Origin of the sequence: Streptomyces iranensis (assembly GCF_017874715.1) — a bacterium.
Classification (GTDB): domain Bacteria; phylum Actinomycetota; class Actinomycetes; order Streptomycetales; family Streptomycetaceae; genus Streptomyces; species Streptomyces iranensis.
The window spans coordinates 312,143-336,360 of record NZ_JAGGLR010000003.1; the positions used below are offsets into that span (position 1 = coordinate 312,143).

Sequence of the window (24,218 nt, forward strand, 5' to 3'; positions counted from 1 at the left end):
CAACGGGCGGCCGCCCCACGACCGTCACTCGGTGTCCGCGCCGATGGCCTCCAGCATCGGGATGCGCGCGGCCTGCCGCCCCGGCCAGAGCGAGGCCAGCACACCGATCGCGGCACTCGCGAGGAAGAAGAGGGCCGTCCTGTCCCACGGGATGACGAGCGGAACGGACTCCTGCCCGAGGACCGCCGCCGCGCCGATGGCCGTACCGGCGACGACACCGAGCGCGGAGCCGAAGAGGGAGATGGTCACCGACTCCAGGCGCAGCACGGATCCGACGCCACCGCGGTCCAGCCCGATGGCCCGCAGGAGCCCGATCTCCCGCACCCGCTCGAAGACGGCCATGCCCATGGTGTTGACCACTCCGAGGGCGCCGATCAGCACGGTGACACTGAGCATGGCGTACATGATGTTGAGGAACGGCGCGGTCCGCGCGGTGGCGGCGGCCCTCGCGTCGGCGCGGTCCTGGACGAGCAGCGCCGGGTTGTCCAGGGCGCGCCGGATCTCCTCCTGGAGCGCGGCGGTGCGGCCGGGGGAGGCCTTGACCAGGACCGAGTCGATGCCCGGCCGGTCCTCGGCGCCGGCCGGACGTGGCAGGGTGCGCTCGGCGACGAGGGCGGGGGTCAGATCCTCGGGGCCGTCGTAGATCGCGACGACGGGCAGACTGGCCCTGGTGTCCGGCGTACGCCCGCTCGCACCGGTGAAGCTTCCGGTGACACGGGAGCCGAGCCGCCAGCCGTGGGCGGCGGCCACCTCCTCGGTGACGGCGATGCCCCGGCCGAGGCGGTCCAGCGACCCCTCGCGGACCGTGAGCGACGCGGCGCGTTCCACCGCGGCGGGGTCGACCGCGGTGACCGGGAGGGGGGTCTTGTCGGCGAGGTCGAAGTAGGTGGGGATGACGGGGGTGACGGCCTCGGCGTCGGCGAGCCGCGCCACCCGGGCCGCCGTGCCCTCGCCGACCTCCCCGAAGTCGACGGCCGTGATGCGCAGGTCCGAAGCCATGGAGCGGTCGGCCTCCCGCTCGTCGAAGCGGTTCACCGAGGTGACGGCCACGGTCACGGCGGTGACCATCGCCAGACCGACCATCAGGGTGGTCGCGGTGGCCGCCGTACGCCGTGGATCGCGGCGGGCGTTCTCCACCGCCAGCTTGCCCCGGACGCCCGCCAGCCGGGTCAGCGGGGAGCGCAACAGCCCGGTGAGGCCCAGGGCGAGCAGCGGGGTGAGGACGATCAGGCCCACCAGCAGCAGGGGCGCGGCGCCGAAGAGGAGGTTCGGCTCGCCGACGGAGGCGGCGATCAGCAGCGCGCCGCACGCGGTGGTGATCAGCCCGATGGCGTTGCGGCGGCGCAGCGAGGCGGCGGTGGACGGCTGGACGGTCCGCAGCGCCGCCACCGGCGGTACGGCCGCCGCCCGGCGGGCCGGGACGTAGGCCGCGAGGACGGTGACACCGATGCCCACGGCGAAGGCCGCGAGCAGCGGTTTGGCGGACAGCGCGGGCACGGTGGCGTTCCCCGCTCCGGAGGCGTCGAACAGGCCGCCCAGCAGATGCGCGGCGCCGACGCCAAGACCGTAGCCGACGGCCGAGGCGGCCGTGCCGACCACGGTGGCCTCGGTCAGGACCATTCGCATCACGTAGTTCGTGGTGGCGCCGATGGCCCGCAGCAGTGCGTGTTCCCGGGCGCGGGCCGCGCTGAGCATGGTGAAGGTGTTGGCCACCAGGAAGGTGGAGACGAACAGGGCGACCCCGGCGAAGCTGAGCAGCAGTGTGGTGAGCTTGTCCGCGTCCCCCGTGGAGGCGGCACCGGACTCCAGATCGGCGCGGGTGACCGCCCGCAGTCCGGACGGCAGCAACTTCTGTGCCCGCTGGGCGAGTTGGGCATCGGATGCGCCCTCGGCGGCGGTCAGTGTGATCGCCGAGTAGCCCTTCGGCGCGGGGGCGAAGTGCCGTTGCGCGGTGGCGGTGTCGAAGGCGGTGAGCGTGCCACCGGAGTCCACCCGGCTGTCATGGGCGGTGAAGACGCCGACCAGCCGCGCGTCGCGGGCCGTGCCGGCCACGACGATGCGCACCCGGGCGCCGACCCGGTACCCGGCCCGCTCGGCGGTCCGCCGGTCGACGGCGATCTCGGTGGCGCCACGGGGGCCACGGCCCTCGGTGAGCGGATAGCGGACGTCCTTGCCGCTGCGGTCGGGCACGTAGTTGACGCCCGCGGCCTGGTTCAGATCGCCGACCAGAGCGCCGTCGGAGCCGACGAGGAAGGAGCGGCCCTCCACCACACCGCGCGCGGCGGCCGCCGACGGCAGCGCCCGCAGCCGCCGCAGCAGCGTGTCGTCGAGCCGGTGTGGCGCGGCCGGGTCAGCGGTGATCGAGACGGACGCGTCGGGCTGGGAGTTGGTCCGGGCGCGGTTCACGGCCGCTCTGACGGAGTCGCCGTAGAGCAGCGAACCGGTCACGAAGGCCACGCCCAGTACGACGGCGAGGGCGGGCATCGCGAAACGGAGCCGATGGGATCGGAGGGTGCGCAGGGCGGTGCGGAACATCGACGGCCTTCGGAAGGTCTGAGGGGATGACGGTCGGGAGGGGCGTGGCGCCTCAGGCTCGAGCGCACTCCGGCCGCCCCGGATGTCATCCTCCGCGCGGCCGTGGCGCGGCGGATCCACCGGAATGCCGAAGCTGTTCGTGCCACTTCCCCGGTTTCCTCGGCCGAAAGTCTGATGTGGCGACGGCGGCGGGACCGTAGCGTGACCTGCCATGATCTCCGAGTTCCGGTCCCGTTTCCGCTTCCGGCACCTCCGGCAGGGCCTGGTCGGCGTCGCTCTGGTCGTCCTCGTCGTCCTGGAGGGGCTGAACGCGCCGCATCCGGCGATGGCCGCGGCGACGATGGTGTCCGGAGTGCTGTGCCTGGCCGCGCTCGCGGTGCCGGAACCCCTCTTCGTGCGCTACGCCCTCGGCGCGGCGGCCGTCTCGTGCGTGCTGACCGTGACGGAAGCGCAGTTGTCCGAGCGTCCCCCGAACACCCCGGGCATGGTGGAACTCGGCGCGCTGCTGCTGCTCAGCACCCGCGCCGTGCGGCGCTGCCCGCCCCTGCGAGCGACCGGACTGATCGCGGCGTCCGCCCTCGCCGCCGTGGTCCTTCCGCTGCGGATCGAGCTGTGGGACGACTTCCTCAAGAACCTGATCGCCGTCATCGCGGTCTGCGCCGTGCCGTTCATGGTGGTGGTGGGGCTGTGTCTGCGTCTGTACGACACGCTGCGGGAGCGGGAGCGGGAGGCCATCCGGCAGGCCCAACGCCTGGAGCACGCACGGGAGTTGCACGACTTCGTGGCCCACCACGTCACGGCGATCGTCACGCAGACCAAAGCCGCGCGCTTCACGGCAGCGGCCGGGCACACCCAGTCCCCCGAGGATCTGGACCGGATGCTCGCCCAGATCGAGCGGGCCGGATCCCAGGCGCTCGGCTCGATGCGCGCCATGGTCACCAGTCTGCGGGACCACGCCACCGCCTCCGCCACGACCCGGCCCACGGGTGATCCGACGGGCCCGCACCGGCCGCACGGACCGCACGGACCGCGCGGGCTGCGTGATCTGCGTGATCTGCGTGCCCTCACCGAGGAGTTCTCCGAGGTGGGGCCGGTCGCCGAGCTGATCCTCGCCCCGGAACTCGCCGACCGGCCGCTGCCGCCCGGCATCACCACCACGGTCCACCGCGTGGTGCAGGAGTCCCTGACCAACGTCCGCAAACACGCCACCGGGGTCGGCCGCGTCGAGGTGCGGATCGGTGTGCGGCCCGGCGATCCGGAGCGGCTGGAGGTGTCGGTCGTCGACGACGGGCCGGGTGGCGCCTCGCCTGCCGCCGGGCGGTCGGCCGAGGGGAGCGGTTACGGTCTGGTGGGGCTCGCCGAACGGGTCGAGGAGGTCAACGGGCACATCGCATCAGGGCCACGGGACGGCGGCGGCTGGCACGTCCGGGCGGTCCTGCCGCTGGACAAGACGGCCACTGAGGAGACGATCGCCTGCGATCATGCGTGATATGACGATCCAGGTACTCATCGCCGACGACCAGGAGATGGTCCGTGCCGCCTTCCACATGATTCTCGACTCCCAGCCGGACATGCGGGTCGTGGCCCAGGCGACGAACGGCGTCGAGGCGGTCGAGCAGGCCCGCAGCCTGCGGCCCGATGTCTGCCTCCTCGACATCCGCATGCCCGAGCTGGACGGCCTGGAGGCCACCCGGCTCCTCGCCGGGCCCGATGTGCCGGATCCCCTCAACGTCCTCATCGCCACCACCTTCGACCTCGACGAATACGTCTACCGGGCGCTGCGCAACGGCGCGTGCGGCTTTCTGCTCAAGGACGGCGCGCCCGGCCTGCTCACCGAGGCGGTACGGGCCGCGGCGTCGGGCAATTCGCTGATCTCCCCGTCGGTGACCGTCCGCCTGCTCGCGCATATGGCACCCCACCGTGACCGGCCGGTCCCCTCCGAGGCCCGTCCGGCCCGCCGGGGGAGGGGCGGGCCCAGGGCTCTGATCGAGCCGCTGACCCAGCGTGAGGTCGACGTGGTCCGACGGGTCGCCCGTGGCCGTACCAATGAGGAGGTGGCCGCGGATCTCCATGTCACCCTGTCCACCGTCAAGACCCACCTCGGCAACGTCCAGCGCAAGCTGGCCGCCCGCAACCGCGTCGAGATCGCGGCCTGGGCCTGGGAGCACGGCATGGTGGACGAGTCCTCGCCGAACGGCGGAGGCTGACCCGCCCGGCGGGTGTCCCCGGCGTGTGCGCGCTACCAGGTGCGTGCGGTGCGCTGAAGCCGCTCCCGGACCCGGGCGACGTCCGGGTTGGCGTCGGCACCCGGCCGCTGTACGAGGAAGAGCGTGTTGAGCGGTGGCTCTTCGGGCTCATGGAGCAGGACGAGTCCACCGGAGGTGAGTTCGTCCTGGCACAGATAACGGGGGAGCACGCTGTAACCGGCGCCCGCAGCGACGGCCGACACGGCCCCGCGCAGATCCGGCACGGTCACCGCGGCCTGGGCGGTGAGCCGCTTGCCGAAGACATTGCGCCAGTACCGGCGGGCGATGGGGAGGTCCTCCGCGTAGGTGATCAGCGGTACGTCACGGACGGCCGCACACGGCCCGTCGGCCGCCAGGCGCTCCCCGACGCGCCGGGCCCAGCCGGGCGAGGCGACCAGCACATAGTCCTCGTCCGCCAGCGGGATCGAGGTCAGCGTGCGGCCGCCGGGGCGTCTGGTGGCGATCACGAGGTCGTGGTGTCCCGCGCGAAGCGCCTCCAGCAGCGGATCGGTCAGCCCCATGGTGATCCGCAGCCGCACCCCCTCGGCGACCAGCGGGGCGAGTGCGGGCAGGGCGCGGGCGCACAGCAGCTCCGCGGGCCCGGCCAGGTGGACGGGGGTGGTGCGGCCGGTGAGTACGGTGTTCCGGCCGCCGAGGGAGGCGAGGGCGTCGAGTGGTCCGGCGATGTGTCCGGCCAGGTCATGGGCGAGGTGGGTGGGCTCCACTCCGCGCGGAAGCCGGGTGAACAACGCGCGTCCGGTCTGCTGCTCCAGGGCGCGGATCTGGGCGGTGACGGTCGGCTGGGAGAGCCCGAGCAGCGGCGCCGCGGCGGTGAACGAGCCGGAGCGGTAGACGGCCAGGAAGGTGCGCAGCAGATTCAGATCGGCATGTTGCGGGGGCGCCCCGCCACCGATGACGATGTCGCCGTCCTGGTGTGTCCCGTCCGCCATGCGGCCCAGCATAGAGAGGTGTCCAGCCCTTCCTGCCATCGGGAACCCGATGGCGTCGATCGACTGATCTATTGGCATTCCGATGCCCAGTGGATCTACCTTCGAGCACGCCGCCAGGACGGCGGCGCGACGTCGGGGCGGCGACGCCCCAGGAGAACCCGGCGATCACACTCACCGCGCGTGATCGCATCGAGGAGTGAGCATGGCGAAGATCCTTTTTGTGATGACCGGTGCCGACCAGTGGACACTGGCCGACGGTACGAAGCACCCCACCGGCTACTGGGCCGACGAGGCCGTTGTCCCCTATGAGGCGCTCAAGGCGGCGGGCCACGAGATCACCGTGGCCACCCCCGGCGGCGTCGTCCCGCCCGTGGACTCCGCCAGCCTCAGCCCCGAGGCCAACGGCGGCCCGGAGAACGCCGCCAGGGTCAGGAGCGTCACCGAGACCGCGGCGGAGTTCCGCGCCCCCATCGCGCTGAGCGACGTAACGCTGGACGACTACGACGCCGTCCATGTGCCCGGCGGCCACGGCCCCATGGAGGATCTCGCGGTCGACGCCGCCTCGGGCAGGATCCTCACCCTCGCGGTGCGGAGTGGCATGCCGGTGAGCGTGGTCTGCCACGGCCCGGCGGCGCTGTTGGCGGCGGTCGCGGAGGACGGCACCCACGCGTACGCGGGCTACCGGATCACCGCCTTCACCAACGAGGAGGAGAAGTTGGCCGGGAACGCCGACAAGGCCAAGTGGCTCCTGCAGGACCGGCTGACCGAGGCGGGCCTGACGGTGCGGGTCGGCGACCCCTTCGCACCGCATGTGGAGGTCGACCGCAATGTCATCACCGGCCAGAACCCGGCCTCCTCCGGCCCGCTCGCCGAAGAACTGCTCAAGAAGCTCGGCTGACCTCTCGGCCCTCCCCTCGCGCCTCAGGCGGGCTCGGCCGTGGTACCCCGGATGACGAGACGGGGGGCGACCACGGCCTCCCCGTCGGGGATCCGCTCTCCCTCCAGACGGGCGATGGCCCGGCCGACGGCGAGTTCGGCGAGGCGGGGGATGTCCTGGCCGACGGTGGTGAGGTTGATATGGGCCAGGCGCGCCAAGTGGCTGTCGTCGAAGCCGATGACGGAGATCTCGTCGGGGACCGGAACCCGGGCGCGGAGGAGGGTGTCCAGAACCCCGGTGGCGGAGCGGTCGTTGAAGGCGAGGACGGCGGTGGGCCGGGGAGCGGCGTCGAGGAGGGCGCGGGCGCCCGCGGCGCCGTCCTCCTCGGTGAGACCGCCGGGCAGGACGCGGACGCGGTCGGCCAGGCCGTGGCGGCTCATGGCGGTGCGATAGCCACGGCGCCGGTCGGCGGCGCCGGGTGCCCTGCCGCCGTCGATATGGGCGATGTCGCGGTGGCCGAGGGCCACCAGGTGGTCCACGGCCTGGCGGGCGCCCTCGTCATCGGCGGTCCGCACCACCTCCACCCCCGGGGCGGACCCGCGCAGCCGCCGGGCCACGGAGACCACCGGGAGCTGTGCGGCGAGTTCCGCCAGCCGCGCAGCCGGGGCCTGCGGGCCGAGCAGGATCAGGGCCTCGCAGCGGTCGGCGAGCAGGGTGTCGGTGGCCCGCTGCTCACCACGCCCGGCGGCCACGGCGCTCAGTGCGATCTGGTATCCGGCGGGCTCGGCCACCGCGTAGACGCCCTCCAGCAGATCGGAGTGGAAGGGGTGCTGAAGGCCGAACTGCACTCCGAGGAGATGGGAACGGTGGCTGCGCAGCAGCCGGGCCCGGGTGTCCGGCCGGTAGCCGATCTCCTGTGCCGCCTGGAGGACCCGTTCACGGGTGGCGGCACCGGCGCCCTTGGCGTCCCGCATCACGATGGAGACCAGCGCCGTGGACACACCTGCCCGCGCCGCCACGTCCGCGAGGGTCGGGCGCTTCCCATGGGGGACGGCCGGCGTCGGTGGCACCACTGGTCTCCCTGGTCGGGGTGTCGTCTTCGGTCGGGGTTTCGCTTCCGGGCGCGACGATCGTAGCCCAGGGCCGGGCCGACACGCTCCCCGCGGTCTATAACGTTCTAGTGATTCCGCCGTCCGCCCTTGACAGGGGCGGTCGGCGACTGGCGTACTGCTGCTCGTTCCCTAGAACGTTCTAGTAGCTGGAACGTTCTGGTTCTCGTTGCCGGGGCCGGAGAGAGAGCGAGCAGCAGCGATGTACACATTGGCGGTCTGCGCCGAGATGGTCTTCCGGGATCTGCCGATCCAGGAACGGGCGCGGCGCATCCACGACGCCGGATTCCAGGTCGAGATCTGGGACTGGAGCCGACACGATCTGACCGCCCTCGAGCGGACCGGCGCGGTGTTCTCCTCCATGACCGGCTACCTCCGCGGCAGCCTGACGGACGAGGACGGGGCGGCCGAACTCCTGCGCACCGCCGAGGAGTCCGTCACAGTGGCCGAGCGGCTCGGCTGCCCCCGGCTGAATCTGCACGGCACCGGGCTGGACGGCGACGGCCTGCCGGTGGCGCCGGTGGCGGGCGAGGCCACCGGTCCGATGTGGATCGCGGCCCAGCGCACCCTCACCCGCCTCGCCGAGCTGGGCGAGCGCACCGGGCTCACCTTCACCCTGGAGAACCTCAACACCGCCGTGGACCACCCCGGTGTGCCGTTCGCCAAGGCCGCCGACACCCTGGCCCTGGTCGAGGCCGTGGACCGGCCGGGCCTGCGGATGAATCTGGACCTGTACCACGCGCAGATCGGCGAGGGAAACCTGATCGAGCTCGTTCGCCGGGCCCACGGCCGGGGCCTGATCGGCGAGATCCAGGTGGCCGACGTACCCGGCCGCCGCGAGCCCGGAACGGGAGAGATCAACTACCCGGCCCTCGCCCGAACCCTCGCCGAACTCGGTTACGAGGGCACCGTCGCCATGGAGGCATGGGCCTCCGGCGACGGCGACCTCGCCCTGGAGCGCTTCCGCTCCGCCTTCAGCCGCTGAAGCACGCGCCCTCACCGGCTGAAGCCCGGCTGAAGCACGCGCCCTCACCGGCTGAAGCGCGCGCCCGCGAGGCCGTCCAGCCCTCATCGCACGCCGCCACCCACAGACCTCACGGAGCATCCGCATGACCACACCACGCCCCCTCCCCGTAGGCCTCATCGGCGCCGGACGCATGGGCTCCTTCCACGCCGAGACCCTTGCCCGGCGCCTCCCCGGTGTCCGTCTCGCCGCCATCGCCGACCCGGCACCCGGCGCCGCGCAGGGGCTCGGCGACCGGCTGGGCCGCACCGCGGCGTACACCGAGATAGCCGAGCTGCTCGCCGACCCCGGGGTCGAGGCGGTGGTCATCGCCACCCCGGCCCGTACCCACGCCGGGCTGGTCGAGGCCGCGGTCCGGGCGGGCAAGGCCGTCTACTGCGAGAAGCCCATGGCCGTCACCCTCGAGGAGGCGGACCGCGCCATCGAGGCCGCGGCCGCCGCCGGGGTCCCCCTCCAGGTGGGCTTCAACCGCCGCTATGACACCGGCTTCCACGCCGCCCACGAGAAGGTCCGCGCGGGCGCCATCGGCACCCCGCAGCTGTTGCGTTCGCTCACCCGCGACCCCGAGCTGGCCGACCCGGGCCGTATCCCGCCGTGGACGATCTTCCTGGAGACCCTCATCCACGACTTCGACATCCTGCGCCACCTCAACCCCGGCGCCACGCCGGTCGAGGTCTTCGCGTTCGCCGACGCCCTGGTCCGCCCCGACTTCAAGGACCGCGGACTGCTCGACACCGCCGTGGTCACCATCCGCTTCGACAACGGCGCCCTCGCCACCGCCGAGGCGAACTTCCAGGCGGTCTACGGGTACGACGTACGCGGCGAGGTCTTCGGCTCGGCGGGGATGCTCACCATGGGCGACATCCGCCGCGGCCATCTGACCGCCTACGGCCCGGACGGCAGCGCCGCCGAATGCGTCGCCTACGACCAGGAACTCTTCCGCGACGCCTATGTGGCCGAACTCGCCGACTTCGCCGAGTGTGTGCGCACCGGGCGCGCTCCCTCCGTCACCGGACAGGACGCCCGCGCCGCCCTGTCCGTCGCGCTCGCGGCCATCGAGTCGGTTACCACCGGCGGCCCGGTCCGCGTCGGTGACATCGCGTAGCGGTACCGCCCTTCGGCTCTCGGTGACGGCGTCCGGCGACGTACGCCGATGACTACGTCCGGAGGTCGGGACTCGTTTCCGGAGAGGCGTTATATTCGGGCTATATAGGACGCGGCTGGCCTGCGATCCGTACGGCACCGGGCTCCCGAGGGCGATGACAGGTGACGCCATGGGTGTGGATGAGCAGCACCCTGACAGCGCGGACACCCGGATCACTCGGTCGGCGCGGACACGGCTTCGGCTGATGGGTTCCGCGGGTGGCCAGCTGAGTGGCACCGGGCCGGTGAGGCTCGCCCTCGGGCAGGCGGTCGCCGAACTCGGCGCTCTGGGCGGCATGATCCATGTGCGTGATCCGCTCGGGGGCGTGATGCGCCTGGTGGCCAGCATGGGGCTGCCGGACAACCTGGTCGCAGGGTGGGAGACCCTCACGGACGAGGACAGCGCGGCCCCCGTGTCCTGTGTGCGCTACGGCACCCACGTCTGGACGCCACCACCGCCCGATGTGCCGCAGCGCGCGCCCCTCTCGTCGTCCGGCCGCTCCTCCCGCGGGGACTTCCCTCCCGGCGCCGGCTCGCTGCCGCCCGGCAGCGGGGTGGTGTCGATGCCCGTGATCACGGGCGGCGGGCAGCCGGTGGGCGCGCTGTCCGCCCTGTTGGAGGCGCCGGATGAGCTCGGCGACGCGCAATGTGAATTCCTGCGGATGGTCGCCGACTGGGTCGCGGAGTATCTGCGGCCCGCCCGCCCCGCCGCCACGGACGTCGAGCACGAGCGGCAACCCCTCGGCGGTGACGCCGTCGGCAGTGCCGTATGGCGGATGACCGACGGTCTCCTCGCCCTCGACGATCAGGCACGGCTGACCTTCGCCAACCCCGCGGCCCTGAAGTTGCTGGGTTCTTCCGCCCACGAGGCGCTGGGGACCGTGCTGTGGGACCACCCGGTGGTCCGGGACACCGGGATGGCCGCCTGCCACGGGCGGGCCGTGACCACTCACGCACCGGCCGGATTCGACACCCGGTGGCCCGGCAGACCGGGCTGGTACCACGCACGCTTCGACCCGGCCCCCGACGGACTGGTCATCCACATCTCGGACATCACCGAACGCCGGAGGGAGGAGGCCGAGCAGTCCGCGGCCCAGCGCACCGCGGCCGAGCGGGTCATGCGCATGGGCGAGCTGACCTCGGCGCTCGCCGAGGCGCTGACCGTCCAGGACGTGGTGAAGGCGGTCGCCGACCGGATGCTTCCGCCGTTCGGCGCGACCGGCCTGATCTGCGGGCTGATCGAAACCGCGCGGCTGCGGATCGTCGGCTCGGCCGGGTATCCGGAGGAGTTCCTCGAGATCGTCCAGAAAATGATGGTCTCGGAGATGTCCGCCGTCGTCCAGGTGCTCAGCTCCCGCACCCCGACCTTTCTGTCCACCCCGCAGGAGTACGCCGAACAGCATCCGGACGCCGTGGGCTACCTCCACCGCAGCGGGATGAAGGCGTGGGCGTTCCTCCCGCTGATCGCCTCCGACCAGCAGATCGGCTATTGCGTGGTGAGCTTCTCGCGGCCGCGTCACTTCTCCGAGGAGGACCGCTCCCTGCTCATCGCGCTGAGCGGACTGGTCGCCCAGGCGCTGGAGCGGGCGCGGCTCTACGACGCCGAGCACACCCGCGCCCAGGAGCTCCAGCGCGGGCTGCTGCCCCGTACGCTGCCCGTCGTACCGGCCGTCGTCGCCGAGGCGCGCTATCTGCCCGCCACCGAGGGCGTGCAGGTGGGCGGCGACTGGTACGACCTCATCCCGCTGTCCGGGGAGCGGGTCGCCCTCGTCATCGGCGATGTCATGGGCCACGGGCTGTCCGAGGCCGCGACGATGGGGCGGCTGCGCACGGCCGTGCACACCCTCGCCGATCTCGAGTTCCCGCCCGATGAGCTGCTCACCCATCTCAATGATCTGGTCGGCGACCTCGGCGATGACTTCTACGCCACCTGCCTGTACACGGTCTACGACCCGGTCACCAATCGCTGTGCCTTCGCGAGTGCCGGGCACCCACCGGTCGCCATCGTCCACCCCGACGGCACGGCCCACTTCCCCCATGTCGACGCCGATCCACCGCTCGGCGCCGCCAGCCCGCCCTTCGAGACCCATGAGGTCCAGGTGCCCGAGGGTAGCCATCTGGTGCTCTACACCGACGGCCTGGTCGAGTCGTCGACGGTCGACATCGACGAGGGCATGGCCCGTCTCGCCCAGGCCCTCACCAGGGCCGCCGCCCCCCCGTGCCGGATCGCCCGGGGCCGGGTCCGCACCCACCTCCGCGCCCACCACGCTGCGCGATCCCGGCCGACTGTGCGACGCAGTCGTCAGCGCGCTGGTGCCGGAGCAGGCCGAGACCCACGACGACGCCGCGCTGCTGATCGCCCGGACGCGGTCGATGGCCCCCGACCGGGTGGTGTCGTGGGCACTGCCGGACGGCCCCATCTCCGCGGCCGAAGCCCGCCACCATGTCACCGAGCAGCTGTCCGCGTGGCATCTCGACGAGCTGACGATGACGACGGAGCTCCTGGTCAGCGAGCTGGTCGGCAATGTCGTCCGGCACGCCAAGGGCCCTCCGCGGCTGCGCCTGCTGTACGGCCGGACGCTGATCTGCGAGGTCTCCGACCGCAGCCTCACCACCCCTCGGATCCGCCGGGCCGCCGAGACCGACGAGGGCGGGCGCGGGCTGCAGCTGGTCGCGGCGCTGTCCGATCGGTGGGGCATGCGGTTCTCGGCGACGGGCAAGTGCATCTGGACGGAGCAGGCACTGCCCTCGCCCGCCCACCCGGCCGCCGCCTGAGGGGACGGGGCCCGCGGTGCGCCCGGCGGTGCGGCCCGCCACCGGCACGCTCTAGGATCGGTCGGTGACCGCCGTGAAACAGCAGACCACCAGGGACCAAGCGACACCGGGGCGGAAGCGCTCGGACGGTGTCGGCCGGAGCGCCACCGTCAAGGACGTGGCGACGCTCGCCGGGGTCTCCCCGAAGACCGTGTCGAATGTGATCAACGGCTTTGTGCATGTGTCCCCGGCGACCCGGGAGCGGGTCCAGCGGGCCATCCGGGAGCTCGGCTACCGGCCCAACCGGGTGGCCCGCAACCTCCGCCGCGGCAGCACCGGCATGATCGGTCTTGTCCTGCCCGAGCTGGACGTCCCGTACTTCGCCGAGCTGGGACGCCACTTCCTCACCACGGCCGAGGAACACGGCCGCACCCTGCTGATCGAGCAGACCCTCGGCGACCGCGAGCGGGAGGCGGCGGTGATCCAGGGCCTCGGCGACCAGGTCGTGGACGGCATGGTGGTGAGCCCGCTCGCGCTGCACGGCAGCGCGCTGGCGAACCACCTCGGCACGGTGCCGCTCGTGCTCATCGGCGAACGCCCCAGCGGCGGCCTCGCCGACCATGTGGTGATCGACAACGTGACCGCCGCCAAGGAGGCCGTGGCCCATCTGGTGGCCGGCGGGCGCCGCCGGATCGCCGCCATCGGCCTCCAGCCCGAGCCGTACATCGGCACACCGCTGCTGCGCAGGACCGGCTACCGCGAGGCCCTGGAGGAGGCCGGGCTGCCGCTGGATCCCCTCCTGGAGCGGGAGACGCCCCGCTACCATCTGGCCGAGGGCGCACGGGCGATGGCGGCGCTGCTGGACCGGCCCGAACCGCCGGACGCCGTGTTCTGCTTCAACGACGCGCTCGCCCTCGGCGCGCTGCGGGCCCTGTACGAGCGCGGACTGCGGGTGCCGGACGACATGGCCGTGATGGGCTTCGACGACATCGAGGCCGCGCGCTACAGCACACCGAGCCTGAGCAGCGTGGCACCGGACAAGGGCGCCATCGCCCGGCACGCCGTCGATCTGCTGCTGGAGCGGATCGAGACACCGGACCGTCCGGCCCAGGAGGTCGTCGTCGGCCACACCCTCCACACCCGCGAGTCCACCGAGGGCGGTATCGCCACTACCGCTCACTGACCTCCCAGACCCGTGGTGGCCACCGACTTCACGATCTGACGCTGGAACAGCATGAAGACGATGAGCAGCGGGATGGAGCCGAGGATCGAGGCGGCCGACTCCTGGGCGTTGCGGAGCCCGGTGGAGTCCTTCACGGTCGACAGCCCCACCGGCAGGGTCATCAGCTGGGGATCGCTCGTGCTGATGAACGGCCAGAGGAAGTTGTTCCAGGTGTTGATGAAGACGAAGATGGCGACGGCCGCGAGGATCGGCCGGGACAGCGGCAGCACCACACTCCAGAACACCCGGAAGCCGCCCGCCCCGTCGATCCGGGCCGCCTCCTCCAGCTCACGCGGAATGCCGTCGAAGAACTTCTTCAGGATGAACACCATGGCGGGTGCCACCACCTGCGGCAGGATCACCGCCGCATAGGTGTCGACGAGGTTCATCGCGAGCATCTGCCGGAACAGCGGCACGATCAGGATCTGCGGCGGCACCATGATCGAGGCGACGGTGACGGCGAAGAGCACCCGGCGGCCGCGGAAGAGCGTCCGTGAGAAGGCGTACGCCGCCATCGCCGATATGGCCACGGTGATGGCCGTGACGCACACGGCGATCACCACGCTGTTCACCGCCCACACCGGGAGATTGCCCTGGCCGAAGATGGTCCGGTAGGCGTCGAGGGTGAAGCCCGCCTTGGGGATCCAGTCGACGCCCGACGCGCTCGCGTCGACCTCCGTCTTGAACGAGGTGTCCACCCCCCAGCCGAACGGCACCAGCCAGAGCACCGTCATCAGCGCGAGCGCCAGCAGCGTCAGCACACGGGGGAGGGGACCCGACCCGAGCGAGGGGTGCCAGACATGGCCGCCGTAGCGGCGCCGCCGGACCACCTCCCGGGGCATCGTCGAGCGGGGCTTTCCGGGGGTACGGGGGGAGAGTGTGTCGGTGGTCATGGCGCGATCAGTCCTCCCTGCGCGAGAAGATCTTCAGCTGGGCGATCGAGAGGATGATGATGAGCCCGAAGAACACATACGACACCGCCGAGGCATAGCCGAGCCGGTAGTTGGTGAAGCCGGTGTCGTAGATGTACTCCAGGATCGGCCGGGTGGCGCCGTTCGGGCCGCCCTTGGTCAGCAGATAGATCTGGTCGAACACCTTCAGCGACGCCATCACCTGCAACACCGCGATCAGTCCGGTGGTCCGGCGCAGCTGGGGCAGGGTGACCGACCACAGCCGGCGCCACGCCCCGGCGCCGTCCAGCGCGGCCGCCTCGTAGAGATGGTCGGGGATCGCCTGCAGCGCGGCCAAATAGAGCAGGAAGTTGAACCCCACGGTCCACCACAGGGTCACCAGCGCGATGGACCACATCGCGTACTTCTCGTCCGTCAGCCAGCCGATGCCGTCGATCCCGAAGACCTTCAGCAGGCCGTTGAGCATCCCCCGGTCCGGCTGGAACAGCATGCTCCAGATCTGGTAGACCACCGCGACCGGCAGCAGGTGCGAGGCGAAGAAGGCCAGCCGCCACAGCCACTGCCCCGGCATCCCCGTGTACACCAGCAGGGCCATCACCAGGGCGACGAGCACGAGCGGGACGGTGGTCAGGACGGTGAACCAGACCGTGTTGCCGAGGGTCTGCCACACCTGGCTGTCGCCGAACGCCTCGGTGTAGTTGTCCAGACCGACGAGGGCGCTGTCACCGTGCCCGGTCAGACTGGCGTCGGTGAAGCTCATCCACAGGCCGATGCCGATCGGCACGATGAGGAAGAGCGTGAAGAACACCAGGAAGGGGGTGGCGAAGAGCCACCCGGCGCCGTCCGACCGAAGCCGGTCCGTGGCGGCGGCGCGCCGGAATCCGGCGCGCCGGGATCCGGCCGCGGCCCGCCGCGCGGGCGTGGAGACGGAAGCCATGACATCGCTCCTTTCCATTGCGACTCCGTCGCGATCAGGCCGGATTCGGCTGGGCCAGCAGGGTGTTGATCTGGGAGACCATCGTGCGCACCGCGCTCTGCGCGGACGACGAGCCGCCGAGCGCGGGATCGAGCGCCTGGCACATCCGGGTCTGGAAGTCCGAGCCGGAGCCCGCGAACCACACCGGCGGGTCGAGCACGAGCTGCTTGGCGGCGTCCGCGTACTCCGACTGCGGACGCAGCTTGGCGTACGCCGCGGATGAGACGGCCGGTGTGTACGCGGGGATATGACCCGCCGAGGCCCAGGTCAGCCCGGACCGGACCAGTTCGGCCACGAATTGGTGGGTGCGCCGCCGGTGCTCCGGATCCGGGTTGTCCTGGTGCGGCAGCACCAGGGCGTGGCTGTCCGAGGCCCCGGCCGGACGGTCGTAGAAGGTGGGAATGGGGGAGCCGCCCAGCCGGTCCTTCAAGGTCGCCTTGTAGGTGGCCATGTCCCACTCACCCGAGAAGATCATCGGCGACCGGCCGTTGGCGAAGGCGGCGATCGCCGTCGAGACGTCCATGGTGCGGCTGTCGCGCGCCAGGTCGGCCATGAAACGCACCACCTCGACGGCGGTGTCCTCGTCGATCTCGGCCCGTTCGCCCGTGAGGTCGAAGGTGGCGCCGGTCTGGCTGAACAGCGTCCAGAACATCCGCCAGCCCATCGCCGCGTCGTTGGCGTGGCCGAAGACGGGCCCCAGCTTGCCGCCGGACCGGCGGAGCTTGTCCATCAGCTCCAGGGCGTGCTTGGGCGATTCGAAGGGCACCAGCCGCCCGTCGCCCGTGAGGAGCCCCGCCTTGTCCATGACGTCCCGGTCGAAGAAGACCACGAAGGGATGGGTGTCCAGCGGAATGGCGTACGGGTCGCCCTGGTACAGACTCCGCTTGACGAGCGTCTTGTTGAGGTCGTCCTGCTTCAGGCCGAACTCGGCCAGCAGATCCATGTCCCACGGGTCGAGCAGACCGCCCGGGGCATAGCCCGCCAGCCGGGTCAGGTGCATGATCGCCACATCCGGCGAACGGCCACCGGCCGAGGCCATCGCCAGCTTGGTGTAGTACGGCGGGCCCCAGTCCAGCACCGTCGTCCTGACCTTGAGACCCGGGACGCGCTTCTCCACGTTCCGCGTCATGGTCTTCATCAGTTCGCCGTCGGGGCCGGTGAACAGGGTCCAGTACTCGATCTCGTCGGCGCTCCGCACGCTCCCGGCGATCGAACCGCAGCCGCTGAGCGCGGACGCCGACACGGCGGCCCCCGCCCCGTACACCGCGCCTCTCAGCAGACCACGCCGTGACAGGCCGCTCATCGCCCCTCCTCACCGGCCGGGCGCTCGAAGGCGGCGGGGCGCTGCTGCGCCGCGCGCAGCCGCTCCACGTCCAGCTTGGGGCTCCGGTCGAAGCGGTAGACGCCGTTCTGCTCCTGGAACACATCGGTGAGCTGGGTGTAGCAGTAGCCGAACATCAGGGGGTCGTCGAGCAGCGCCCCGGTCAGCCCCGCGAAGCGGGTCTGGAACTCCTCCTCGGTCCGCGGCCGCTGCCCGTACCCCCAGGACACCTCGCGGTCGTCACCGGCCGCGGCATCCGCCTCCTCCGGGTTCCACCAGATGCCGCCGAACTCGCTGCAGAAGTAGGGCTGGCCGCGGTACGGCAGCGACCACACCGCGTCGGTGTCCTTCCGTCCGGGGTTCCCCCGGTGGTCGGGGTTGAGATACGGGTCGTCCTTGTCCAGCCCCGCCATCTGGCGGCGGAACGCCTCCGGGTCCTGTTCATAGCTGTGCGAGTCGTACACATCGGTCTCGGCCACGCGGTGGGAGTAGCCGGAGGCGTCCAGGACCGGACGGGAGGTGTCGGCGGCCTTCGTGGCCAGGAACATGCCCCGGGTGACGTCGTCCAGGACGGTCTGCCGGTCGTGGAGTTCCTGGTGCGTCTCGTTGAGCGGGCACCAGCCCACGATCGACGGATGCGAGTAGTCCCGCTCCACGGCCTCCAGCCACTGCGCGATGAATCCGGCGGTGGGCTGCTGGTTATCCCCCGTGGTGCGCCCGGTACTGGCTCCCCAGTCGCCGAACTCGCCCCAGACGAGATAGCCGAGCCGGTCCGCGTGGTGCAGGAAGCGCTCCTCGAACACCTTCTGGTGCAACCGCGCCCCGTTGAACCCCGCGGCCAGTGACAGCTCGATGTCCCGGACGAGGGCGGCGTCGTCGGGCGCGGTCATCAGCCCGTCCGGGTACCAGCCCTGGTCCAGGACGAGCCGCTGGAAGACCGGGCGGCCGTTGAGCAGCAGCCGCTTGCCGTCGATGGCCACCGACCGCAGCCCGGCGGTGCACTCGGCGCGGTCCACGGCCGCGCCGCCGCCGTCCAGCAGCTCGATCCGCACCCGGTACAGATGGGGGTCCTCCGGAGACCACGGGCGGCGCCGGTCCTCGGGCAGCGCGAGCACCATACGGGGCGCCAGATCCAGGTCGGCCCGTACGCTCGCCTCGGCCACCGTCCGGCCGTCCGCGTCGCTCACCCGGGCCGTGATCCGGTGGCCCGGCCGGTTGGCGCTGAGCGGCAGTTCGAGGTGGAAGGCCCCGGACGCGAGGTCGGGGGTGATCCGCGGCCTGCGCAGATGGACCTCGGGCACCGGCTCCGCCCACACCGTCTGCCAGATGCCGGTGGTGCGGGTGTAGTGGCAGTCGCTGTTGGCGTAGTCGGTGGCCTGCTTGCCGCGCGCCTGAGTGCCGTGGCGGGCGTCCCGGGCCCGTACGACGATCACCACCTCGGCGTCGCCGCCGGCCGTGCCCGCCACCACGCCGAGGTCGGCGGTGAAGGAGGTGAAGCCGCCGCTGTGCCGGGCCACTTCGCGGCCGTCGGCCCACACGGTGGCGTCGTGGTCGACGGCCCCGAAGTGCAGCAGCACCCGCCGGCCGGCCCAGCCCGCCGGTATCCGGACCGTGCGCCGGTACCAGACCGCGGGGTGGAAGTCGGTGTCCCCGATCCCCGACAGCTCGGACTCGGGGCAGAACGGGACCAGGATCCGTCCGTCCAGCTCCTGGTGCACCAGGCCGCGCTCGAGCCCGCTGTCGCCGGGGTCGAAGGCGAACTGCCAGGCGCCGTTGAGATTGAGCCAGTCCTCACGGACGAAGCTGGGCCGGGGATATTCGGGTCGTGGAACGTCGTTCGACACTTCGGGCGAGGTGATGTCCGAATGAGCCATGGGATCTCCGGGAGGGCGGGGGATTCGACCGGGCAGAGGTATGCCATCACCCGTTTACATCGATGTAAAGATCCCGCGCAGCAACTTTTGCCATGACCTCGGACGGCCGCCGGTGGGCCTGGCTAGATCTCGCCCTTCCTCACCTTGTACAGCTCGACGTCCTTGTTGGCGAAAAGGTGTACATAGCCGCAGTTCCAGCAGATCAACCCGGTGGCCGATTCGTTGGCCCAGCCGAACTTGAACAGCTCCATGCCGGTGCTGTTGAGCTTCACCTCGCGATCCCGGAAGAGATCGCCCTTGCAGAACACACATGTGATCCACACGTCCCCGACAGCCGCACGTACAGGCTTGGCCACGCTCTCTCACCTTTTCCGGCCACCGAAGTGGCCCCCGTCTCGCGTCAACAACGGTGATCAGCATAGGACGGGGGCCCACTCGGCACGTCAGCCGCGATAGGTGTGCAGATAGTCGAACCGCGCGACCGCGCCCGCGGTGTTCTGCGCGATCAGGCCGATCCTGAGCCTGCTTGACGTCGGCAGGGTCCAGACGCCGGTGTGGACCCAGCGCACACCGTCCGTGCTGGTGGCGGCGCGCACCTCGGTCTCGTCCCGTGCGGTGTCGGCGTGGTACGACAGCCGCATCCACAGCGTGTCCGCGGGCGGGCCGCCGAACATCGGCCCGTAGGCCACCGGGGTCGGCGGTGTGGTGGTGGGACGCTCGCCCTCCTTCGCGAACTCGGTGACATGTGTGGCCTTACCGTCGGCGTGGCTCACCGGCAGCACCGCGTGCACCAGCTTGTAGTAGCGGTCGTCGGTCCCGTACAGCACCAGCCCGGCCTGTTGATTGGTCCGCCCCGGCGCGAACCGGAGCCGGGTCTCGACGGTGTAGTCGCCCCTGGGAGCGTCCCGGGTCAGCACCGACGCCGTATTGGTGCCGAGATGGAGCTCGGCACTCTGAGTGGGCCAGGACAGGGCGCCATCGGACATCGTGACCCCGGACGCCGGTCCGCGCACCCAGGACCACGGAGAATCCGCGGTGGTGCCGGGGACGGTGGCGGTGTCGAAGTCATCGCTGTAGGCGGGCAGCGGCGGACCCGGCAGCTGCTCGGGGACGCGGCTGGTGACCGGTGTGTGGAGCGCCGCGGCCCCCACGTTGTCGGCCGCCGTACCGGCGCCCCGGGCGGCCACGCCGACCTTGCCGGAGCGGACCGCCGCCGCGGGCAGCGACCGTTCCTGGGTGGCCACCGCGTCCCGCAGCCGGTCCGCGCTCACCTCCACGGTCAACCGGGTGCCGCGGATCTCCGCCGCCACGTTGTGCCAGGTGTCCCAGGCGAAGTCGGGCGGCAGCGGGGTCGTACGGGTGCCACGGCTGCGGCCGTCGACCCGCACGTCCGTCACCAGCGCGTTGCGCCGCCGGTCCAGCCACGCCACCACGAAGTCGTCCGGGCCGGTGTAGCCGGCCAGCAGCCCGGCCGCACCGGTGGCCGAGGTGACCCGCAGATCGGCCTCGGCGCGCCGGGCCGCCGGGGCGGACCGGTCCGAGACCAGATGGGCGGGGCCGGTGGGATTCCCGCGCGGTGCGACGAAGCCTCGGGCGTCCTGCTCATGCCCGACGCTCCAGCCGTCGGTGCCGGAGCCGCCACCGCCGTGCCACCCCTTCAGCGAGCCGTCGTTGAAGGTGCCGCCCGCGGTCCAGGAGGCCACCGGGGCCCGCTGTGCGCCCTGGGAGGCGCCGGCCCCCGCCCGTACCACCGGCCAGCCGTCGATCCAGTCCAGCCGGTCCATCAGCATCGGCCGCTTGGACAGCTTCAGCGTGCCGCCCGCGGCCGGTTTCAGATCCGGGTCGTCGGAGGAGATGGCGTGGTAGACGAGCCAGTCCTGGCCGGAGAGATCGGTCTGGAGGGCGTTGTGCCCGGGGCCGATCCAGCCGTTGCCGTTCGCGGTCAGCACCACACCGCCCTTGCTGGTGGCGGCCGTCAGCGGAACGCCCTGGTCGTCCACGAAGGGCCCGGTCGGGCTGGTCGCCCGGCCGACCTTGACCTGATAGCCGCTGTAGGCGCCGTCGCAGCAGCCCGCGTCGGAGTAGAACAGGTAGTAGTGGCCACCGCGCCGGACGACGAACCCGCCCTCCATCCGGCGGCCCTGCGCCACTTCGGTCACCGCGCCCTCGATACGGGTCCGGGCGGCGTTCATCTTCGCCACGCAGATCGTGTCGTAGCTGCCCCAGTACAGATACGGCTGACCGCCCTCGTCCGTGAACTGGGCCTGGTCGATGTTGCCGGTGGCGCAGCCGCTCGGCGAGGGCAGCACGGCTCCCCGGTCGGTCCAGGGGCCGGTGGGGGTGGGCGCGGTCGCCACTCCGACGGTGTTCTCGGAGGACACCGAGTAGTAGAGGTTGTAGTGGCCGTTCACATAGCGGATGTCGGGGGCCCACAGCCGGGCGGCCTTGTGCCAGGCGGGTTTGGTCTCCGGGGTGAAGACCTGCCCGGCGTACTCCCAGTGCGCCAGGTCGGCCGAGCGGAGGATCGGCAGCATCCGCTCACCGTCCTCGCCCTTGCTCTGGAACACCGGGTTCTGGGTGCCGTACGCGTACCACAGGCCGTCCTTGCCCCGGATCATCACCGGGTCGGGGAAGGTGTCGACCACTCCGGCCGTGAGGGGGTTCTGGTAGGTGGGTGCCTGGTGGGCCGTCGTGGTGTGCTCCGCCGCCGGGCGCTGGACGGCCGTCGCCTGGGCCGCGGGCAACAGCCCGGCCAGCAGCGCGCACAGCAGCGCGGCGACGAGAGTGCCAGGGTTGTGCCGAGGTCTTGGCCTGCGGCTTCGTCTCATCTACGTGGTCCCTTGCGGTTCGAAGGAGCTCAGGCTCGGGTCGTAGTCCAGATCTCCGATGTCGAACATCGGGGTCATCCAGTGGTAGAAGTTGTCGCCGCGCTCCCGCAGCAGGTCGTACAGGCGGCGCATCAGACGGCGGCGCACGGGCAGCAGCTCGGGGTGCTCATAGCGGTTGGTCAGCTCATGGGGGTCGGTGTCCAGATCGTAGAGCTCATTGACCGATTCGGGGTTGACGATGAGCTTGTAGCGCTCGTCGCGGATCATCCGCTGCGGATACGGGAAGTGGTGGCCGTGGAACTCGGCGAGCAACTCGGCCGGCCACTGCGGATGCTCACCCCGCACCAGCGGCACCAGGCTTCGGCTGTCCACGGCCGGTGAGGTGTCGCAGCCCGCGAGGTCCAGGATGGTGGCGGTGCAGTCGGTGAGGCTGACGAACTCCTGGCGCACCTGCGGGGCTTCCCCGGGGATACGGATGATGCCGGGGATGCGGTAGATGTCCTCGTACATCGCCGGGCCCTTGTCGTGCAGCCGGTGGGCGCCGGTGAACTCGCCGTGGTCGGCGGTGAAGAACACCGAGGTGTCATCGGCCAGCCCGAGCTCGTCGAGCCGGGTGAGGATGCGCCCGATCTGCTCGTCGATCAGCGTGACATAGCCCCAGTAGACCGCGATCAGCTTGCGGGTCACCTCGATGGGGATGGTGTCGAAGGTCCAGTGGGCGCTGTAGTTGCGCTGTACCGGTGGCTTTCCCTCGAAGGTCTCGGCGATCGAGGCGGGCAGGTCCACCAGGTCGGGGTCATAGCGGTCGAAGTACGCGTCGGGCAGCAGATACGGCAGATGCGGCCCGAAGAAGTGGGTGGCCAGGAAGAACGGCCGCCCGTCCGCGGCGTAGCGCTCCAGCTGCTCGATGGCGCGGGTGGCCAGATAGTGCTCGAAGGTGGCCTCCACCGGCTGGTGCAGCCGCGCCGCCAGCAGATTGCCCGGATTGCCGTTGGGCGTGGTGCCGCGGATCGGATCGGATATCCGGTACGGCGGCAGGTCCCGCTCCTTCAGGTACGCCGCGTAGTCCGGGTGGTCCACGGGGTTGTGCCAGCCGGGCAGATCGGGCCCGTCGAAGCCGTACGAGGCGGCATTGCGCTGGGTGCCGACATGCCACTTGCCGACCAGGCCGAGCTGGTAGTCGCGCTCGGCCAGGGCGCCGGGGAAGGTGAACGCGTCCTCGCGCAGATCCTCCAGATAGCCGACGTTCCGCTCGTAGTTGGCCAGCAGCCGGTGGCGAAAGGGCGCCTGCCCGGTGAGCAGACTGGCGCGGGCCGGGGTGCAGATGGCGGTGGGGGTGTAGAAACGGTCGAACCGGGTGCCGGTGGCCGCCAGCCGGTCGAGGTTCGGCGTGGCCACATGCGGATTGCCGTAACAGCCGAGGGTGTCGACGCGGTGCTGATCGGTCATCAGGAACAGCAGGTTCATCGGGCGGCTGCCTTTGTGTAGAGGTCACCGGCGTAGAACGTGGACGGGTCGGGCGACTTCTTCAGCTGCCCGGTGCGGACGAAGACGTCACTCATGCCGTCCAGCCACTTGTCGACGGTGCCGTCCTTGGTTTTGGCGACGAGCTCGGCGGTCGTCATCGTCTTCACATGCGCCGCGTCCGCCGCGACCTTCGCCTCATCGGCCTTGAGTAGCTTCGCCGTCAGCGCGATGGACTCCTTGGGATGTGCGGCCCGCCAGTCGTTGGCCTCTTGCAGGACCTTCATGACCTTCCGGTCACGCTCCGCCTTCCCCTTGGCGGCGGAGACGAACACGGTGGGGAAGATGTGGTCGTGCATGTCCTCGGTGCTCGCCACCTCCTTCATCTTCGGCACCTTCTCCTTGATGGTGTCGATGAGGGGGTACCAGATCCCGGCGCCGTCGATCTGCCCGGAGGCGAACGCGGAGACGATGGTGGGGGCGTCCATCGCCACCTTCGAGATGTCCTTCATGGTCATCCCGGCCTGCTGGAGTGCGAGATTGAGCACCATCTCACCGGATGTGCCCTCGGGGACGCCGACCTTCTTCCCCTTCAGGTCCCGCATCGAGTTGATACCGGGCCTGGCGATGACCCGGTCGGCGTAAGCGAGCGTATTGATGGCCACGATGGTGGCCTTGCCGGAGGCGGGCTGCCACAGGGCTCCCGGTCCGATGTAGCCGTAGTCCAGATTGCCGGTGCCCAGCGCCTGGATCTGGACCGGACCGTTGACGAACACCTTGGGCTCGACGGTCAGGTCATGCTTCTTCCACAAGCCCTGCTTGTCGGCGATCGCCAGCAGGCTCGCGCCGTTGTAGTCGGCGATATAGCCGAATCTGATCGCAGAGCCGCCGTCGGCCGAACATGCGCCGAGCGACAGTGCCGCCCCTGTCGCGGAGAGTGTGTATATGAAGTCTCGTCTACTCATACTCATCGCGGGTGGGTCC

18 protein-coding genes and 1 pseudogene are annotated in these 24,218 nt (G+C 71.2%); 8 read left to right on the plus strand and 11 right to left on the minus strand.

Going from position 1 to position 24,218, the window contains the following annotated elements:
- Nucleotides 1-24: 24 nt before the first annotated feature.
- Nucleotides 25-2,535, minus strand: coding sequence for an ABC transporter permease (locus tag J2Z30_RS07355; RefSeq protein ID WP_044579802.1), 2,511 nt, complete (start codon nt 2,533-2,535; stop codon nt 25-27).
- A 211-nt stretch (nt 2,536-2,746) separates the two neighbouring features.
- Between J2Z30_RS07355 and J2Z30_RS07360 the strand changes: the two genes are divergently transcribed.
- Entirely contained in the window at nt 2,747-4,024 is a 1,278-nt protein-coding gene (locus J2Z30_RS07360; protein WP_044579804.1) for a sensor histidine kinase, read from the plus strand.
- The gene (locus J2Z30_RS07365; protein ID WP_372453243.1) at nt 4,017-4,742 is read left to right on the plus strand and encodes a response regulator transcription factor; all 726 of its coding nucleotides are present in this window, start codon (nt 4,017-4,019) and stop codon (nt 4,740-4,742) included. The genes J2Z30_RS07360 and J2Z30_RS07365 overlap by 8 nt, the downstream gene beginning before the upstream one ends.
- A 32-nt stretch (nt 4,743-4,774) precedes the next feature.
- On the opposite strand, the gene J2Z30_RS07370 is transcribed toward J2Z30_RS07365, so the two are convergent.
- A complete protein-coding gene (locus J2Z30_RS07370; RefSeq protein WP_245387701.1) occupies nt 4,775-5,731 on the minus strand; it encodes a LysR family transcriptional regulator in 957 nt (318 codons plus the stop codon).
- Nucleotides 5,732-5,933: 202 nt separating this feature from the next.
- Here J2Z30_RS07370 and J2Z30_RS07375 point away from each other — a divergent pair, with 202 nt between their 5' ends.
- On the plus strand, nt 5,934-6,629 hold the full coding sequence (locus J2Z30_RS07375; RefSeq protein ID WP_044579810.1) for a type 1 glutamine amidotransferase domain-containing protein: 696 nt from the start codon (nt 5,934-5,936) through the stop codon (nt 6,627-6,629).
- Between the two features lie 23 nt (nt 6,630-6,652).
- Here J2Z30_RS07375 and J2Z30_RS07380 read toward each other — a convergent pair whose 3' ends face one another.
- A complete protein-coding gene (locus tag J2Z30_RS07380; RefSeq protein WP_044582409.1) occupies nt 6,653-7,678 on the minus strand; it encodes a LacI family DNA-binding transcriptional regulator in 1,026 nt (341 codons plus the stop codon).
- Nucleotides 7,679-7,919: 241 nt separating this feature from the next.
- Here J2Z30_RS07380 and J2Z30_RS07385 point away from each other — a divergent pair, with 241 nt between their 5' ends.
- The 5 genes and pseudogenes from J2Z30_RS07385 to J2Z30_RS07400 all read left to right on the plus strand — a co-directional run bounded on the left by J2Z30_RS07385 (nt 7,920) and on the right by J2Z30_RS07400 (nt 13,821).
- Nucleotides 7,920-8,702: a TIM barrel protein gene (locus J2Z30_RS07385; RefSeq protein WP_044579812.1), complete on the plus strand. Its 783-nt coding sequence runs from the start codon at nt 7,920-7,922 to the stop codon at nt 8,700-8,702.
- A gap of 124 nt (nt 8,703-8,826) precedes the next feature.
- Entirely contained in the window at nt 8,827-9,846 is a 1,020-nt protein-coding gene (locus tag J2Z30_RS07390) for a Gfo/Idh/MocA family oxidoreductase (protein ID WP_044579814.1), read from the plus strand.
- An 814-nt stretch (nt 9,847-10,660) separates the two neighbouring features.
- A pseudogene (locus J2Z30_RS51655) lies at nt 10,661-12,073 on the plus strand (PP2C family protein-serine/threonine phosphatase); the annotation flags it as partial.
- A 184-nt stretch (nt 12,074-12,257) separates the two neighbouring features.
- On the plus strand, nt 12,258-12,659 hold the full coding sequence (locus J2Z30_RS51660) for an ATP-binding protein (protein WP_372453246.1): 402 nt from the start codon (nt 12,258-12,260) through the stop codon (nt 12,657-12,659).
- A gap of 64 nt (nt 12,660-12,723) precedes the next feature.
- The gene (locus J2Z30_RS07400) at nt 12,724-13,821 is read left to right on the plus strand and encodes a LacI family DNA-binding transcriptional regulator (protein WP_078957124.1); all 1,098 of its coding nucleotides are present in this window, start codon (nt 12,724-12,726) and stop codon (nt 13,819-13,821) included.
- On the opposite strand, the gene J2Z30_RS07405 is transcribed toward J2Z30_RS07400, so the two are convergent.
- The 8 genes from J2Z30_RS07405 to J2Z30_RS07440 all read right to left on the minus strand — a co-directional run bounded on the left by J2Z30_RS07405 (nt 13,815) and on the right by J2Z30_RS07440 (nt 24,205).
- On the minus strand, nt 13,815-14,753 hold the full coding sequence (locus tag J2Z30_RS07405) for a carbohydrate ABC transporter permease (RefSeq protein WP_044579816.1): 939 nt from the start codon (nt 14,751-14,753) through the stop codon (nt 13,815-13,817). The genes J2Z30_RS07400 and J2Z30_RS07405 overlap by 7 nt on opposite strands.
- Before the next feature lie 7 nt (nt 14,754-14,760).
- Nucleotides 14,761-15,708 (minus strand): carbohydrate ABC transporter permease, encoded by a 948-nt coding sequence (locus J2Z30_RS07410; RefSeq protein ID WP_044579818.1) that lies wholly within the window; start codon nt 15,706-15,708, stop codon nt 14,761-14,763.
- A 34-nt stretch (nt 15,709-15,742) separates the two neighbouring features.
- Nucleotides 15,743-17,050 (minus strand): extracellular solute-binding protein, encoded by a 1,308-nt coding sequence (locus J2Z30_RS07415; protein ID WP_044579820.1) that lies wholly within the window; start codon nt 17,048-17,050, stop codon nt 15,743-15,745.
- A complete protein-coding gene (locus tag J2Z30_RS07420; RefSeq protein WP_044579822.1) occupies nt 17,047-18,942 on the minus strand; it encodes a glycoside hydrolase family 2 protein in 1,896 nt (631 codons plus the stop codon). Before J2Z30_RS07420 ends, J2Z30_RS07415 begins: the two co-directional genes overlap by 4 nt.
- A gap of 122 nt (nt 18,943-19,064) precedes the next feature.
- Nucleotides 19,065-19,298 (minus strand): hypothetical protein, encoded by a 234-nt coding sequence (locus J2Z30_RS07425; protein ID WP_020874028.1) that lies wholly within the window; start codon nt 19,296-19,298, stop codon nt 19,065-19,067.
- 87 nt (nt 19,299-19,385) lie between these two features.
- Nucleotides 19,386-21,770 carry a family 43 glycosylhydrolase gene (locus tag J2Z30_RS07430; protein ID WP_044579825.1) on the minus strand — a complete coding sequence of 795 codons (2,385 nt, stop codon included), beginning with the start codon at nt 21,768-21,770 and terminating at the stop codon, nt 19,386-19,388.
- The gene (locus J2Z30_RS07435; RefSeq protein WP_044579827.1) at nt 21,771-23,237 is read right to left on the minus strand and encodes a sulfatase family protein; all 1,467 of its coding nucleotides are present in this window, start codon (nt 23,235-23,237) and stop codon (nt 21,771-21,773) included. It lies immediately after the preceding gene.
- Nucleotides 23,234-24,205, minus strand: a complete 972-nt coding sequence (locus J2Z30_RS07440) for an aliphatic sulfonate ABC transporter substrate-binding protein (protein WP_044579829.1) — start codon at nt 24,203-24,205, stop codon at nt 23,234-23,236. Before J2Z30_RS07440 ends, J2Z30_RS07435 begins: the two co-directional genes overlap by 4 nt.
- Nucleotides 24,206-24,218 lie beyond the last annotated feature (13 nt).